This window comes from Corallococcus sp. M7, assembly GCF_054512695.1.
In genome coordinates this window covers 8,334,115-8,349,509 of sequence record NZ_CM137252.1, presented here as the reverse complement: position 1 = coordinate 8,349,509, position 15,395 = coordinate 8,334,115, and the positions used below count along the sequence as shown (strand labels likewise).

The window sequence follows — 15,395 nt, the reverse complement described above, 5'->3', positions numbered from 1 at the left end:
CCCGGGACCGTGGCGCACGCATCACATGTTGCGCCGGTACTGTCCGCCCACCTCGTACAGCGCGCGGGACAGCTGGCCCAGCGTGCAGACCTTGCAGGCGTCCATCAGCGCGCCGAACACGTTGCCGTTGTCCAGGGCCGCGCGGCGCACCGCCTCCAGGGCCGCGGGCGCCGTCTTCGCGTTGCGCTTCCAGAAGGCGTCACGCGCGGTGATGGCGTAGTCCTTCTCCTCCTTCGTCGCGCGGATGACCTCCGGCGGCGTCACCGTGGGGGAACCCTTCGGGTCCAGGAAGGTATTCACCCCGATGATGGGCAGCGTCCCGTCGTGCTTGAGCGTCTCGTAGTAGAGCGACTCCTCTTGAATCTTGGAGCGCTGGTACATGCGCTCCATTGCGCCCAGCACGCCGCCGCGCTCGGAGATGGCGCGGAACTCGTTGAGCACCGCGGCCTCCACCAGGTCCGTCAGCTCCTCGATGATGAACGAGCCCTGGTTGGGGTTCTCGTTCTTCGACAGGCCGAACTCCTTGTTGATGACCAGTTGGATGGCCAGCGCGCGCCGCACGCTCTCCTCCGTGGGCGTGGTGATGGCCTCGTCGTAGGCGTTCGTGTGCAACGAATTGCAGTTGTCGTTGAGCGCCAGCAACGCCTGCAGCGTGGTGCGGATGTCGTTGAAGGCAATCTCCTGCGCGTGCAGGGAACGGCCGGACGTCTGGATGTGATACTTCAGCTTCTGCGACCGGTCGTTGCCGCCGTACTTGTCCCGGATGGCCTTGGCCCAGATGCGGCGGGCCACGCGCCCCAGCACCGCGTACTCGGGGTCCATGCCGTTGGAGAAGAAGAACGACAGGTTGGGCGCGAAGTCGTCGATGTGCATCCCGCGCGACAGGTAGTACTCGACGAAGGTGAAGCCGTTGGCCAGCGTGAAGGCCAGCTGGGAGATGGGGTTCGCCCCGGCCTCCGCGATGTGGTACCCGGAAATCGACACCGAGTAGAAGTTCCGCACCTTCTGGTCGATGAAGTACTGCTGGATGTCGCCCATCACGCGCAGGGCGAACTCCGTGGAGAAGATGCAGGTGTTCTGCGCCTGGTCCTCCTTGAGGATGTCCGCCTGCACCGTGCCGCGCACCGCCTGGAGCGTGGACGCGCGGATCTTCGCGTAGACGTCCGCCGGCAGCACCTCGTCACCGGACACGCCCAGCAGCAGCAGGCCCAGCCCGTCGTTGCCCTGGGGCAGTTCGCCCTGGTAGCGCGGACGCGGCAGGCCCCGCTCCTGGTAGAGCGCTTCAATCTTCTTCTCGACCTCCTCCACCTTGCCGTTGGCGCGGATCCACTTCTCGCACTGCTGATCCACCGCGGCGTTGAGGAAGAAGCCCAGCAGCATGGGCGCCGGGCCGTTGATGGTCATGGACACGGACGTGGACGGGTCCGCCAGGTCGAAGCCGGAGTAGAGCTTCTTCGCGTCGTCCACGTTCGCGATGGACACGCCCGAGTTGCCCACCTTGCCGTAGATATCCGGCCGGTGGTCCGGGTCCTCGCCGTACAGCGTCACCGAGTCGAACGCCGTGGACAGGCGCTTCGCCGGCAGGCCGCGCGACACGTAGTGGAAGCGCTTGTTGGTGCGCTCCGGGCCGCCCTCGCCCGCGAACATGCGCGCGGGGTCCTCGCCCTCGCGCTTGAGCGGGAAGACGCCCGCGGTGAACGGGAAGGCGCCCGGCGCGTTCTCCCGCAGCAGCCACGTCAGGATGTCGCCCCAGTCCTCATACTTGGGCAGGGCAATCTTGGGCACGCGCAGGTGCGACAGCGTCTCGCTGATGAGGTCCAGCTCGATGACCTTGTCGCGCACCTGGAACTGGTACTTGGACGCGGCGTAGCGCTTCTTCGTCGCGGGCCACTCGGCCAAGAGGCGCCGGCAGTCCGCGTGCAGGCGGCTCTCCAGGTCCTGGTACAGCGCCACCAGGTCGCCCAGGTACGCGGGCTCGCCCTCCACGCGCTCGGTCACCTGCACCACGTCGTCCGCGCTCTTCGGCTCGACGATCTCCAGCTTCTTCTTCCCCACGTTCTGGCGCAGGGCCTGGATGGTGCCGTGCAACTGGTACATGCGCCGGGCGATGGCGGCCTGCTCGCGCGCGAAGCCGTCGTAGCCCTCGCAGGCCTCCACGATTTCGGCCAGGTAGCGCGTGCGCTCCGGGGGGATGATCCACTTCTTCTCGCTCATGCCGGGCGTGAGCTGGAAGCGGCTGTCCAGCTTCGCGCCCGTCTTCTTCACCAGCGCGTCGATGATGGCCCGGTACAGCGTGTTCATGCCCGGGTCGTTGAACTGCGACGCGATGGTGCCGTACACGGGCACCGCGTCATCGGCCAGGGTGAAGGCGTTGTGGTTGCGCTTCCACTGCTTCTTCACGTCGCGCAGCGCGTCCAGCGACCCGCGCTTGTCGAACTTGTTGATGGCGATGACGTCCGCGAAGTCGAGCATGTCGATCTTCTCGAGCTGCGTCGCCGCGCCGTACTCGGCCGTCATCACGTAGAGCGCCACATCCGAGTGCTCGGTGATTTCGGTGTCCGACTGCCCGATGCCGGAGGTCTCCACGACGATCAGGTCGAAGCCCGCCGCCTTGCAGACCTCGATGGAGTGGGCGACGTGCCGGGACAGGGCCAGGTTGCTCTGGCGGGTGGCCATCGAGCGCATGTAGACGCGCGGGTTGTCGATGGCGTTCATGCGGATGCGGTCGCCCAGGAGCGCGCCGCCGGACTTGCGCTTGGACGGGTCCACGGAGAGCACCGCCAGCGTCTTGTCCGGGAAGTCCGCCAGGAAGCGGCGCACCAGCTCGTCCACCAGGCTGGACTTGCCGGCGCCGCCCGTGCCGGTGATGCCCAGCACGGGCACCCGGGGCGCGTCCGTGCCCGCGGTCTTCAGCGCGGCGCGCAGCTCCTCGCCCGCGTCCGCGAAGTTCTCCGCGATGGTGATGAGCGACGCGATGCGCTCCGGCTCGCGGGGCAGGGGAGCCTTGAGCAGGCCCTTGAAGTCGGAGGGGCGCTTCTCGAAGTCACATTGGGAGATGAGGTCGTCGATCATCCCCTGCAGGCCCATGGCGCGGCCGTCGTCCGGGGAATAGATGCGCGCGACGCCGTACTTGTGCAGCTCGTCGATTTCGGTGGGGAGGATGGTGCCGCCGCCGCCGCCGAACACCTTGATGTTCGCACCGCGCTCGCGCAGCAGGTCGATCATGTACTTGAAGTACTCGACGTGGCCGCCCTGGTAGGACGTGAGGGCGATGCCCTGGGCATCCTCCTGGATGGCGCAGTCGACGATCTCCGCCACGGACCGGTTGTGGCCCAGGTGGATGATCTCCGCGCCGGAGGACTGCATCAGGCGGCGCATCACGTTGATGGCCGCGTCGTGTCCGTCGAAGAGGCTGGCGGCCGTGACGATGCGGACGTGGTGGCGGGGCCGGTACGGCTGGGGAGCGGTGTTCGGTTGGGGGTGTCGCACGGGCGTACACTAGGAGTGCGGTGCAGGCCCGGCAAGCGATTGAGACAGGCGTTGCCCGTTGGACGACGCGCTTGGTCAGGCCTGCGATTGCGGCAGGAATGCGCCCAACACACGCAGTGCGGCGGAGGTGGGCGTCGCGCGTCCTTCGCGTACGGCCTGCTCCAGGACCGGCACCAGGGCGGCCACCTCGGGGTGCGCCCGCAGGGCTGCTCGCAGGCCGTCGTTCACCATGGCCCACATCCAGCCCACCTGCTGCTGGGTGCGCCGGTGCGAAAGCTCCCCGGAAGCCTCGCGCTTCGCGATGACGTCCACCACGGAGGCCCACAGCGTGTCGATGCCGGTGCCCTCCATGGCGCTGCACGTGGTGACCACCGGCTCCGCGCCGGGGCGCATCAGGTGCAGGGCGGCGCGGTACTCCGCGCGGGCCCGCGTGGCGCGCGGCAGGTTGTCGCCGTCCGCCTTGTTGATGGCCACCATGTCCGCGACTTCCAGGATGCCGCGCTTGATGCCCTGCAACTCGTCACCGGCGCCGGCGAGCATCAGCACCAGGTAGAAGTCCACCAGGTCCGCGACCACGGTCTCGGACTGGCCCACGCCCACCGTCTCCACCAGCACCACGTCGAAGCCCGCGGCCTCGCAGAGCAGCAGCGTCTCCCGCGTCTTGCGCGCGACGCCGCCCAGCGTGCCGCTGGAGGGGCTGGGGCGGATGTACGCGGCCATCTCGCGCGCCAGCCGGTACATGCGCGTCTTGTCGCCCAGGATGCTGCCGCCCGTCACGGTGCTGGACGGGTCGATGGCGAGCACCGCCACCTTCTGGCCGCTGCCCACCAGGTGCATGCCCAGCGCGTCGATGAAGGTGCTCTTGCCCACGCCGGGCACGCCGCTGATGCCCACGCGGCGGCTCTTGCCGGTGTGGGGCAACAGCCGCGTGAGGACCTCCTGCGCGAGCGCGGCGTGCTTCGGATGCTCGCTCTCCACCAGGGTGATGGCGCGCGCGAGCACCGCCCTGTCGCCCGCGCGCACGCCGTCCACGTAGGTGTCCGCGGAAAGCGGCTTCACGCCGCCTCCTGCTCGGCGGCCAGCTTGTCGAGCAGCTCGATGGCGGCCTTCGCGATGACGGTGCCCGGGCCGAAGATGGCGGCGGCGCCGGCGGCGCGGAGCGCGTCGTAGTCCTGGGGCGGGATGACGCCGCCCACCACGACCATGATGTCCTCGCGGCCCAGGGCCTTGAGGGCGTGCTTGAGCTGCGGCACCAGCGTGAGGTGGCCCGCGGCCAGCGACGACGCGCCCACCACGTGCACGTCGTTCTCCACCGCCTGGCGCGCGGACTCCTCGGGCGTCTGGAACAGCGGGCCGATGTCCACGTCGAAGCCCAGGTCCGCGAACGCGGTGGCGATGACCTTCTGCCCGCGGTCGTGGCCGTCCTGGCCCATCTTCGCGATGAGGATGCGCGGCCGGCGGCCGAAGCGCGCCAGGAAGTCATCCGCCTTCGCCCGCGCTTCGGAGATGCCCTGCGCCTGTCCTGCTTCCGCTGAGTACACGCCCGTCACCCCGCGCACGGTGGCCTCGTAGCGCCCGAAGACCTTCTCCAGGGCATCGCTGATCTCACCCACGGTGGCCTTCGCCCGCGCCGCGTCGATGGCCAGCGCCAGCAGGTTGCCCTCGTTGCGGCGGCCCGCCTCGGTGAGCGCGTCCAGGCGGCGGCGGACCTCCTCCGCGTTGCGCTCCGCGCGCAGCTCCCGCAGGCGGGCAATCTGCGCCTCGCGCACGGCGGAGTTGTCCACCTTGAGGATTTCAATGTTGTCCGGGCGCTCCGGCGGGTACTTGTTCACTCCGATGATGGCCTGGCGTCCGGAGTCGATGCGCGCCTGCGTGCGCGCGGCGGCCTCCTCGATGCGCAGCTTGGGCAGGCCCGCTTCAATGGCCTTGGTCATGCCGCCCAGCGCCTCCACTTCCTGGATGTGGCCCCACGCCTTCTGGGCCAGCTCGTGGGTGAGGCGCTCCACGTAGTAGCTGCCGCCCCACGGGTCGATGACGCGCGTGGTGCCGCTCTCCAGCTGGAGGTACAGCTGCGTGTTGCGGGCGATGCGCGCGCTGAAGTCCGTGGGCAGCGCGATGGCCTCGTCCAGCGAGTTGGTGTGCAGGCTCTGGGTGTGGCCCTGCGTCGCGGCCATGGCCTCCACGCAGGTGCGCACGACGTTGTTGTAGACGTCCTGCGCGGTGAGGCTCCAGCCGGACGTCTGGCAGTGGGTGCGCAGCGCCAGGCTCTTGTCGCTCTTGGGGTTGAAGCCCTTGATGAGGCGGGCCCAGAGGAGGCGGGCCGCGCGCATCTTGGCCACCTCCATGAAGAAGTTCATCCCGATGGCCCAGAAGAACGACAGGCGCGGGGCGAACGCATCCACGCCCAGGCCGGCGGCGAGGCCCGCGCGCACGTACTCCACGCCGTCCGCGAGCGTGTAGCCCAGCTCCAGGTCCTGCGTCGCGCCGGCCTCCTGCATGTGGTAGCCGCTGATGCTGATGCTGTTGAAGCGCGGCATCCGCTCCGCCGTGAACTTGAAGATGTCCCCGATGATCCGCATCGAGGGGCCGGGCGGATAGATGTACGTGTTGCGGACCATGAACTCCTTGAGGATGTCGTTCTGGATGGTCCCGCTGAGCTGCTCGGGCTTCACGCCCTGCTCCTCGGCCGCGACCACGTAGAGCGCGAGCACGGGGAGGACGGCGCCGTTCATCGTCATCGACACGCTCATCTGGTCGAGCGGGATGCGGTCGAACAGGATGCGCATGTCCTTGATGGAGTCGATGGCGACGCCCGCCATGCCCACGTCACCCGCGACGCGCGGGTGGTCGCTGTCGTAGCCCCGGTGCGTGGCCAGGTCGAACGCGATGGACAGGCCCTTCTGCCCGGCCGCGAGGTTGCGGCGGTAGAAGGCGTTGGACGCCTCCGCCGTGGAGAAGCCCGCGTACTGGCGCACCGTCCACGGCTGCTGCACGTACATGGTGGAGTACGGGCCGCGCACGAACGGAGGCAGGCCCGGCAGCGAGCCCAGGTGCGCCACGCCCTCCAGGTCCTCGCGGGTGTAGAGCGGCTTCACCGGGATGCCCTCGGGCGTGTCCCAGCGCTCGGCGGCGGCCGTGGCCTGGCCCGCCTTCGCGCGCTGCTGCTCCAGCACGGACGCGGGCGTCTGGGTTTCAGGGGCGTCGAAGGCGACGCGGGAGAAGTCCGGAACGGTGGGGCGCATCAGGCCACTCCCAGCTGCGTGTGCAGCGTCTTCAGGAGCTGGAACAGGTCCGCTCCCGCGTAGAGGAACAGGTCCACGCCGGCCGCGCGGAAGGCGGCCTCGTGTTCACCGGGGCGGCCCGCGACGGCGACCGTGCGGGCGCCCTTCGCCTTGAGGGCGGCGACGTAGGCGGGCACGGCCTCCGGGTAGAGGGCATCCGGGCCGGAGATGACGGCGAGCGTCGTGCCCGCCTTCGCGAACAGCTCCGCGGCGGCGTTCGCGTCCGCGAAGCCGTGGTGCTCGCTGGGCTCGATGCCGCCCACGGCGAGCACGTTGGCGATCCACGTGGCGCGCGCGGTGTGCTCCGCCACGGTGCCCAGGTTGGCCATGAAGGCGCGGGGACGCACGCCGTGCGCCGCGTGGTAGCGGTCGCTCGCGTCGCGCAGGGACTCGAAGGCCTCCGCCACGCGGACGGGCTGGGGCGGGGTGATGCCTTCACCCTGCGCGGGCGCCGCGGCGCGGGCCTCGCGCTGCACGGGGGCCTCGTGGAGGTGGGGGAACTCGCTGACGCCCACGATGGGGAGCTTGCGCGTGCGCACGGCCTTGTCGCGCGCGGTGCGCGTCTCCGTGAGCACGCGGGCCACGTCGCCCTGCGCGATGGCGCGGGAGATGCCGCCCAGCGCTTCGATGCGCTGGAGCTCCGTCCAGGCCGCGCGGGCGAACTCGCCGGTGAGCTGCTCCAGGTAGTAGCTGCCGCCCGCGGGGTCCGCGACGCGGTTGAGGCTGGACTCGTCACGCAGGATGAGCTGCGTGTTGCGCGCGAGCCGCCGGCTCTGTTCGTCGGGCGTGCCCAGGGGCTCGTCGAAGGGGGCGGTGCTCACGCTGTCCGCGCCCGCGACGACGGCGGCGAAGGACTCCGCGGTGCCGCGCAGGATGTTCACCCACGGGTCCCGCCGCGTCTTGGTGGCGCTGGCCGTGCGCGCGTGCAGCGCCATGGCCTGGGACTCCGGCGCGCCACCCGAAGCGGCGACGACCTTGGACCAGAGCAGCCGCGCCGCGCGCAGCTTTGCAATCTCCGGGAAGAACTGCCCGCCCACGGAGAGGGCGAACTGCATGGACCGAGCGGCGTCACCCGGCGACACGCCCGCGCGCTCCAATTCGCGCAGGTACTCCACGCCGGTGGCGATGCTCCAGGCCAGCTCATGCACGGACGTGGCGCCCGCGTCCGCCCAGGGGCGTGACGACACGAGCAGCGCGCGCAGGCCCGGCGCGTCCTTGAGCAGCGACGTGACGAGGGGCGCGGCCTCCGTCAGCGTGCGGGCCACGTCCACCTTCGAAGCGCCATGCCGCGCGAGCGCCGCGATGGGGTCGATGCCCAGGCTGCCGCGCAGGGACTGCTTCGCGGCGCCGGCCTTCTTCGCCAGCACCTCCAGCAGCAGGGAGGCAGGCCGCAGCACGTCCGCGGTCGGCTCCAGGTGCACCGGCGTGCGCTCCAGCGGCACGTGCCGGAGCAGCCGCGCGAGCGTGGACTCGTCCTTCACGTCCAGGCCGTGGGGCGCGTCCAGGAGCAGCCACACGCCCTGCGTGCCGCGCTCCAGGTCATCGCGGAGCGCGTCGGCGGTCGCGGCCACGTCCGGGCCCGCGTACTCCTGGCACAGGAGCCATCCGCCCTCGGTGTGGCCCAGGGGCTGGGTGCCGCGCACGTAGGGTGCGACGCCGGGCGGCTCCGAGGGCGCCGGGGCGTCCTGGGGCGTGTAGAGGGGCTGGAGGGACAGGCCGCCCTCCAGGGGCGACTGGAGCACCGTGAAGGGCTTGCCCTTGAGGTCCTTGTCCACCAGCCGGCGCCACTCCTCGACGGAAGGGGGCGGGAAGTCCGCTGCGGTAAGAGGCACGTCAGCCATGCCCCTCCCATAGGCGCATTGCCCTGCCCGGGGCAACGGAAGGGTGAAGGGGCTGTCCAGCGGACTCCTCCAGGTGTCCCCCGGAGCGGACGCGCCGTGTCATCCGCGAGGCAGGCGCTGGAGCCGGACTTCCGCCTTCCATTAGGTTCCGGGGCCATGTCCCTCCCGACGCACTCCCCTCCGCCCGCCCCCGAGGCGGAAGAACACCCGTTGGTGGGCAGCGTGAAGCGGCTGGCCGCCGACACCGGCAGCGCGGGGGGCGCCCTGACGCCGGGCCAGGTGCGCCTGCGCGCGCTGCGCTCGCTGGCGAAGGGGGTGGGGCTGGTCCTGCTGGGCGCACTCCTCGTCGGCGGGCTGGGGTGGCTGGGCATCCGCGGCCATGCGGAGTGGGCCCAGTTCCTCCTGGTGCCCACGCTCTTCGCCGGGGCGGCCTACTTCATCGCGGGGCTCCTGGGCCTCCTGACGGGGCGCCCGTGGGACCGCACGCCCTTCTGGATGAAGTTGCCGATGATGATCGTCGGCTCCGTGCTGGCGCTGGCGGCGTTCTTTTTCGTCGCGGTCATGGGCGAGGAGACGCTGCGCTCCGCCACGGACCCGACGCCGGACGTCGGCGTGGCGCCGGGCGAATGATTCGACGCGAGCGGGCGGTCAGCGCGGCGCCGTCCGTCAGCAGGTTGCCTCCAGACAGCATCACGGCGGGCCAGGCCGTCCGGCGCACTCTGCATGGAGCGACAAGGCGGCGAGCACCTCGGGCGCAAGCATCCCGAAGGCAATGGGCCTGGAGGGTGATGGGCTCGGGGCCTGGCCAACACTTCCGGCCCGGGGAGATGGAATTTTCTCCGGTTAATGCAATTGAATCAAATTAAGCGGCTTTGACGCGTATTTCTGGCCTTGGTAGGGATCAGGCGTCCCGGCAATCGCAATCCCAAGCGGGCTGGGACGTCACCCCTGCATGGAGGCGATGTGATGAAGCGTCAAAGCCTGTTCCTGGCCTTGTTGGTGTTGCCGTTGCTGGCGTGCGGCGGCATGGACATGGCGTCGGAGGAGACGACGTCCGACGTGGAGGTGGGCAGTGTGGAGTCAGAGCTGCAGCCCAACTGGGCGTCGTGCAGCGGAGACTCGGACTGCATCTCCAATCGCTGTGGTTGCAACGGGGGCACGACCCGCGTGTGTCTGCCGAACTCGACGTATCCGAAGCAGTGTGGCAACTGGACGGCGTGCACCAGCGATTCGCAGTGCACGTCCAACTGGTGCGGCTGCAACGGTGGTCAGGTGATGGTCTGCCTGCCGAACACCAGCTATCCGAAGTACTGCACCTGAGCCGTCCGCGCCGCCGCCCGTCGCCCGGGCGGTGGCGCGTCTCCTTGGGGGCATGGGCTCAACGCCAGACGTTCGGGTGGGCCCGGACGAAGGATTCGAAGTCCCGAGGCGGCCGGCCGGTGACCCGCTGTACGGTGTCCGTCACGCGGTCCTCCGCGCCGTCGCGGATGAGCATGTCGAGCTGTGTGAGGAAGCGCGCGTAGACTTCTGGCATGCCGGAGTCCTGGAGGTGCCGCTGTGCCTCCTCCGGCGTCGCGTGCACATGCCGGATGGAACGGCCCGACACCCGGGACAGGATGGCCGCGAGGTCGTCGTAGCCCAACGCCTGGGGCCCGGTGATGACGTGCGCGGTGTCATGCGACTTCGCATCCGCCAGCGCCCGGACGCCCACCGCCGCGATGTCCGCCGCGTCCACGAAGCCCACCCGGCCCTGGCCGGTGGCCGTCACCAGCGTGCCGTCGCGCTGGAGGCTGGCCGCGTGGTGGTGGCCGGGGCTGATGAAGTTCTGCATGAACCAGGACGGCTGGAGCACGGCCCACTCCGGCGCGTGCGTGCGCAGGAAGTGGTGCACCTGTCCCAGCCCCGGGCCCCCCTCCGGTACGACGGACGAGGAGAGCAGGACGACCCGCCGCACGCCGCCGGCCAGCGCGTGCTTCAGGACGGAGGTCATGAGGACGGAAGGGTCCTCCACCAGTGCGGGCGCCAGGGCATACATCCGGTCCACGCCTTCGAACGCGGCCCCGTGCGTGGATGGATCCGCCCAGTCGAAGCGCACGTGCTCGGCGGTGGCGGCGGGCGGCTGGGTGTCGCGCGTGGCGGTGCGCACCGTGAAGCCCTCCGCCGTGAGCCCTTGCGCGATGGGACGGCCCGTGTTGCCAGCGGCTCCAATGACGAGGACGCGTGTCATGCCTGCTCCCGGGTGAAGGACTCGAAGGTGCCGCGGGGCGCGGCCAGCGGGTTCCAGTACTCGCGGTAGTGCACGATGCGGCCGTCACGCACCTGCACCCGCATCACGTAGTCCTGCTCGTAGGGGATGTTCCCGGGCTGCAGCGTCGCCGTGCCGTGGACCTCCAGCCAGCCCGTCGTCGGGTCCTCGCCCGGGTAGCGCCGGACGTTCGTGAAGGTGAGCCCCTGGAAGTGCGTGGTGATGGGCGCGAAGTAGGCGCGGATGGCTGCGATGCCCTCCAGCCGCGAAGGCCTGCCGAGCGAGGGGGCGTAGGGGAACTCGACGACGGCGTCGTCCGAGAAGAGCGCCAGCCAGCGCTCGACGTCCGTGGCGATGAGCGCCAGGTGGGCGTCCATCAGCCGGGACAGGTCAGGGGAAGTGCGGTCCATGTGCGGCCTCCAGCAAGAGGTGATGGACCAGGAATAGGCCTTTCGTTATGGACGCTCCATGTCACTGCGTCCAAAAGAACTGTCTCCAAGTCCAATGCCTCCGGACGGAAAGACCGACGTGGTCTCCGACGTGCTGGAGACGCTGCGGTTCAAGACGCTGCTCTTCGGCCGCTTCGAGCTGGGCGCGCCCTGGGCGGTGCGCATGCCCCGCAAGGCCAACGCGTCCTTCTACGTGGTGGCGCGCGGGAGCCTGCGCCTCCAGGTGGAGGACACGGCGAAGCCGGTGTTCCTGTCCGCCGGAGACGTGGTGCTGCTGCCCCGAGCGCCCGCGCACGTGCTGGATGACGGCGGCCGCCGCGCCCCCGCCGCGAGCGACTTCGTCCCGCCGCAGATGCTCCGTCCCCCCGCCACGCGGTTGGGTGGAACCGGGCCAATCACCACGCTCATCACCGGCTGCTTCCAGTTCGGCGCGGACCCCTCGCATCCGCTGCTGAGGGCCTTTCCCTCCATCATCCGCCTGTCCACGCAGGAGGGGCAGGGGACGCCATCACTCGCAGCGAGCGTGCAGCTCATCACCGCGGAGACCGCCCAGCCGGGGCCGGGCAGCTCACTGGTGCTGGGCCGGCTGGCGGACGTGCTGCTCGTCCACGCGCTGCGGTCCCAGACGGCGCTCGGGGAAGGGGGCCAGGCGGGATGGAAGGCACTGGCGGATCCCGCGGTCGGGAACGCGCTCGCATTGATGCACGAACAGCCCGGCACTCCATGGACGCTGGAGCAACTGGCCCGGGCCGTGGGCGTGTCACGCTCCGGGTTCGCCGCGCGCTTCCATGCGCTGGTGGGAGAGACGCCGCTCCACTACCTGGCCAACTGGCGGATGATCCGCGCCGCGCGCTGGCTGCGTGAATCCAACGACAGCCTGGACACCATCGCCGAGCGCGCCGGCTACGAAAGCGGGCCCGCGTTCAGCAAGGCCTTCAAGCGCCGCTGGGGCGTGGGGCCCGGGGCGTATCGGCGTACGCCCACGGACCGTGAAACCGGCGAAGCTCGGTTTCAGTAATAGCAGCGCCAGTAATCGTACCCTTCCCCGTCGCAATAGCAGAAGGCATGGCCCACGCCCCCGGGGCGGATACACGTGCGCGGGTTGGCCCCGGTCGAGGGACAGGACATGCCATCCAACACGTCGCACTCGAGCAACACCGAGGCGTTGACGTCGGACGCCGGCGGGTTCGTCGTGTCATCCACGGACTCGGGCTCCATGCCGCCACCACAACCAACGAGCAGCCCAAACATCAACGCTGAAACAATTCCGCGCATGTGTCCTCCGGGTTGAGAGTCATTGCGAAGCTAAACCGCTTCGCGATGGGTCTCAATATTCCGTGCAATGTGTCGCAGCACGTCAGCACCGCGTCTGTCAGGGTGTCCTGACAGCCCCTGACGGAGAGTGGAGTCTGGAGTTGTTGGCTGGAAATCCTGCATAATCTGGAAGGTCTCATTTCCCCCTCCAGGAGTGTCTCCCATGCATCCGCGGCTCCATCGCTTGTTCTTCTCCGTCACCTCTTCCCTGGCCGTGGTGTCCACGCTGTGTGCCGGAATGACTGCTTCGGCGGATCCGCTGACGGGCGTGTACCGGGGCGAGGTGTATTCGCAGCCGAACGCGGTGAACGCGTACTCCACCTGGCTGGGCTTCGACGTGAAGATGGGCCAGGGGCACCAGGCGAAGGACTCCTGGGGCAACATCGAGAACCCGGGCTGGCAGCTGGGTGCGTGGCGCACGTGGGTGAAGGCCAAGGCGGGCCGGCGCTTCAACTACTCGGTGGCGATGTTCCCCAGCGGACAGGGGACGCTCGCGTCGTGCGCGGCGGGTGCGTATGACCAGCGCTTCAAGAACCTGGCGACCAACCTGGTGGCCTATGAGCTCCAGGGCACCATCATCCGGCTGGGCTGGGAGTTCAGCGGCAACTGGATGCCCTGGTACTCCGGCAATGGCAACCAGGCGAACTTCGCCGGGTGCTTCCGCCGCATCGTGACGGCCATGCGCACGCAGCAGCCGAACGCGGGCTTCGAGTTCGACTGGAACCCGAACTACGACATCTCCGCGGCGGACCTGAGCGCCACGTACCCGGGCGACGCGTATGTCGATTACATCGGCCTGGACATGTACGACCAGGGCTGGAACGGCGCCTATCCGATTCCGGCGGGCTGCACGGGGTCGTGCGCGCTCACGCGGTGGCAGTCGGTGTGGAACGCGCAGTTCGGTCCGGCGCTGACGAAGTTCAAGAGCTTCGCCCAATCCCACAACAAGCGGCTGTCCGTGCCGGAGTGGGGCGTCAACGACGCGGCCACGAACGGCGGCGGGGATGACACGTACTACGTGCAGCAGATGCTGGCGTTCATCTTCGACCCGGCGAACAACGTGGGCTACCACTCCTACTTCGACATCCAGGCGCCGGACGGCCACCATCAGTTGTCCAGCGCGGACGCCAACGGCGGCAACACCTTCGTCACCGAGTTCCCCAACGCCGCGGCGGCCTTCAAGGCCTTCTACGCGAACCGGAACCCGCAGCCCGCGCAGCTCTCCACCACGAAGGCCACGGTGAGCCCGGCGACGGTGACGCGCGGCCAGTCCTTCAATGTGACGGGCACCGTGACGTCCTCCACCGCGCGCACGCTGGTGGTGAAGTATGAGATCCGCAACGCGAACGGCTCCGCGCTGGCGACGTCCGCGCAGTACACCAACCAGGCGTTCACGGCCGGCCAGACGCGAAGCTACACGTCCGCGTTCACCCTCCCCACGTCGCTGAGCGCGGGCACCTACCGCGTGGACACGCTCGTCTACACGGCGGACTGGTCGCAGACGCTGCTGTACCGCAACGACACGACGTTCACCGTGAACTGAGGCGCGGCTTCTTTTGCGTCCCCCGGCCGCTGGAGGCGTGCGTCCTCCGGCGGCCCTCAGTGGGGAACGGCCACGGCCTGCTCCAGGCCCTCGGACCACTCCAGCAGGCAGGAGGCGTCCACCTCGAAGGAGACTTCGATGCGCGCCGTCCCGCTCGCGTGGACGAGGAGGAAGTCCGGCTTCCACCGGTCGATGGCGGAGTCCGAGCGGGGACGGACCTCGACGGTGCAGGTGATGTCGCGTCCGGTGTCCAGGTCCAGGCTGAACGGCTCCTGCGTGGACTGCCACTGCCGGAGCGCCCGCCGCAGGGCGTCGAAGTGGGCGCGCAGCACCACGACCTGCGGCAACCGGATGGCGAAGTCGTCCACGACCTCGCCGGTGATGGGGTGGACGTCCCTGCGGAAGCCGGTTCCGGTGATGCGCAGCTCCAGGAGGAGGCAGGGTTCTCCGTCCAGGGACATGGCCTTTCGGACCTTCCCTTCCAGCAGGTCGTAGCCAGCGTTCGAGGGAAGGCGGAAGTTCATGTTCAAGCCCGCGCCCTGACGTGGTTCACGAAGTGGAGCTGACGGGCGACACCAGCAGCCGGACGGCCTCCACTACGGAGCGGCGCCGCCGGCGGATCTCCGCGGGCGTGGGCGGGGTATCCGAGCCGCAGAACGACAGCGGGAAGGCCCACGTCTTGGACAGCGCCAGCACCAGCGCCAGCAACTCGTCCGCCGCGAAGTGCTTCGACACCTGCCCCTCCTTCTGGGCCTTGGCGATGGCGGCCGCCTTGTGCTGGTTGTTGCGCGCGACAGGCTCCGGGATGTCCACGGAGGGGCCGTGCTCCAGCTCGTACCAGGTGGCCAGGCGCAGCACCTGTGGCCGGGCCTGGAAGCCGTCGAACAGCCGCCCCGCGTAGGCGGGCAGGTCCGCCGCGTCGATGGGCGTCTCGCGCGCCACTTCCGCCACGTGCGCTTCGAAGACCGCGTCGAACAGCTGCTCCTTGCTGCCGAAGTACGAATAGATGAGCGCCTTGTTGCAGCCGGCCGCCGCCGCGATGCGGTCCACGCGCGCGCCCGCGATGCCCTTCTCCGAGAACTCCGCCGCGGCCGCCTCCAACAGGCGCTGCCGGGTCTTCTGCGCGTCTCCAGCCATGCCCGCCCACCATGCCCCAGCCCATTCCGGGTTGCACCTTGTCCAGGGGCCCAATATATCCATGTAACCAACTGGTTAGTTGAAAGGATTCCCCGC

13 protein-coding genes are annotated in these 15,395 nt (G+C 69.5%); 4 read left to right on the top strand and 9 right to left on the bottom strand.

Translation table 11 applies throughout. From position 1 onward, the window contains the following. Window positions 1-21: 21 nt before the first annotated feature. From ACX114_RS33430 to ACX114_RS33415, 4 genes are all read right to left on the bottom strand, one after another. Window positions 22-3,489 (bottom strand): methylmalonyl-CoA mutase family protein, encoded by a 3,468-nt coding sequence (locus ACX114_RS33430; protein WP_459291384.1) that lies wholly within the window; start codon window positions 3,487-3,489, stop codon window positions 22-24. Between the two features lie 75 nt (window positions 3,490-3,564). Continuing rightward, window positions 3,565-4,548 (bottom strand): methylmalonyl Co-A mutase-associated GTPase MeaB, encoded by a 984-nt coding sequence (meaB, locus tag ACX114_RS33425; protein WP_459291383.1) that lies wholly within the window; start codon window positions 4,546-4,548, stop codon window positions 3,565-3,567. Next, a complete protein-coding gene (gene scpA, locus ACX114_RS33420; RefSeq protein WP_459291382.1) occupies window positions 4,545-6,731 on the bottom strand; it encodes a methylmalonyl-CoA mutase in 2,187 nt (728 codons plus the stop codon). Before scpA ends, meaB begins: the two co-directional genes overlap by 4 nt. Next, window positions 6,731-8,611, bottom strand: a complete 1,881-nt coding sequence (locus ACX114_RS33415) for a methylmalonyl-CoA mutase family protein (protein WP_459291381.1) — start codon at window positions 8,609-8,611, stop codon at window positions 6,731-6,733. The genes scpA and ACX114_RS33415 overlap by 1 nt, the downstream gene beginning before the upstream one ends. A 156-nt stretch (window positions 8,612-8,767) precedes the next feature. Between ACX114_RS33415 and ACX114_RS33410 the strand changes: the two genes are divergently transcribed. Together ACX114_RS33410 and ACX114_RS33405 are read left to right on the top strand one after the other, a co-directional pair. Beyond that, window positions 8,768-9,241: a hypothetical protein gene (locus ACX114_RS33410; RefSeq protein WP_459291379.1), complete on the top strand. Its 474-nt coding sequence runs from the start codon at window positions 8,768-8,770 to the stop codon at window positions 9,239-9,241. Between the two features lie 336 nt (window positions 9,242-9,577). After that, window positions 9,578-9,931, top strand: a complete 354-nt coding sequence (locus ACX114_RS33405) for a hypothetical protein (RefSeq protein WP_459291377.1) — start codon at window positions 9,578-9,580, stop codon at window positions 9,929-9,931. Window positions 9,932-9,989: 58 nt separating this feature from the next. Here the strand turns inward: ACX114_RS33405 and ACX114_RS33400 are convergent, their stop codons facing one another. Then, the gene (locus tag ACX114_RS33400) at window positions 9,990-10,838 is read right to left on the bottom strand and encodes an NAD(P)H-binding protein (RefSeq protein ID WP_459291375.1); all 849 of its coding nucleotides are present in this window, start codon (window positions 10,836-10,838) and stop codon (window positions 9,990-9,992) included. Further along, window positions 10,835-11,266: a nuclear transport factor 2 family protein gene (locus tag ACX114_RS33395; RefSeq protein WP_459291373.1), complete on the bottom strand. Its 432-nt coding sequence runs from the start codon at window positions 11,264-11,266 to the stop codon at window positions 10,835-10,837. The genes ACX114_RS33400 and ACX114_RS33395 overlap by 4 nt, the downstream gene beginning before the upstream one ends. Before the next feature lie 94 nt (window positions 11,267-11,360). Here ACX114_RS33395 and ACX114_RS33390 point away from each other — a divergent pair, with 94 nt between their 5' ends. Next, complete coding sequence (locus ACX114_RS33390) at window positions 11,361-12,323, top strand: AraC family transcriptional regulator (RefSeq protein ID WP_459291371.1); 963 nt, start codon at window positions 11,361-11,363, stop codon at window positions 12,321-12,323. Here the strand turns inward: ACX114_RS33390 and ACX114_RS33385 are convergent. After that, window positions 12,317-12,523: a hypothetical protein gene (locus tag ACX114_RS33385; protein WP_459291369.1), complete on the bottom strand. Its 207-nt coding sequence runs from the start codon at window positions 12,521-12,523 to the stop codon at window positions 12,317-12,319. The two genes, ACX114_RS33390 and ACX114_RS33385, sit on opposite strands and share 7 nt — an antisense overlap. 259 nt (window positions 12,524-12,782) lie before the next feature. On the opposite strand from ACX114_RS33385, the gene ACX114_RS33380 reads away from it, so the two are divergent. Next, window positions 12,783-14,162 carry a glycoside hydrolase family 26 protein gene (locus ACX114_RS33380; protein WP_459291367.1) on the top strand — a complete coding sequence of 460 codons (1,380 nt, stop codon included), beginning with the start codon at window positions 12,783-12,785 and terminating at the stop codon, window positions 14,160-14,162. 56 nt (window positions 14,163-14,218) lie between these two features. Here ACX114_RS33380 and ACX114_RS33375 read toward each other — a convergent pair whose 3' ends face one another. Then, window positions 14,219-14,686: a hypothetical protein gene (locus tag ACX114_RS33375; protein ID WP_459291365.1), complete on the bottom strand. Its 468-nt coding sequence runs from the start codon at window positions 14,684-14,686 to the stop codon at window positions 14,219-14,221. 25 nt (window positions 14,687-14,711) lie between these two features. Then, on the bottom strand, window positions 14,712-15,299 hold the full coding sequence (locus ACX114_RS33370; RefSeq protein ID WP_459291363.1) for a TetR family transcriptional regulator: 588 nt from the start codon (window positions 15,297-15,299) through the stop codon (window positions 14,712-14,714). Window positions 15,300-15,395: the final 96 nt, after the last annotated feature.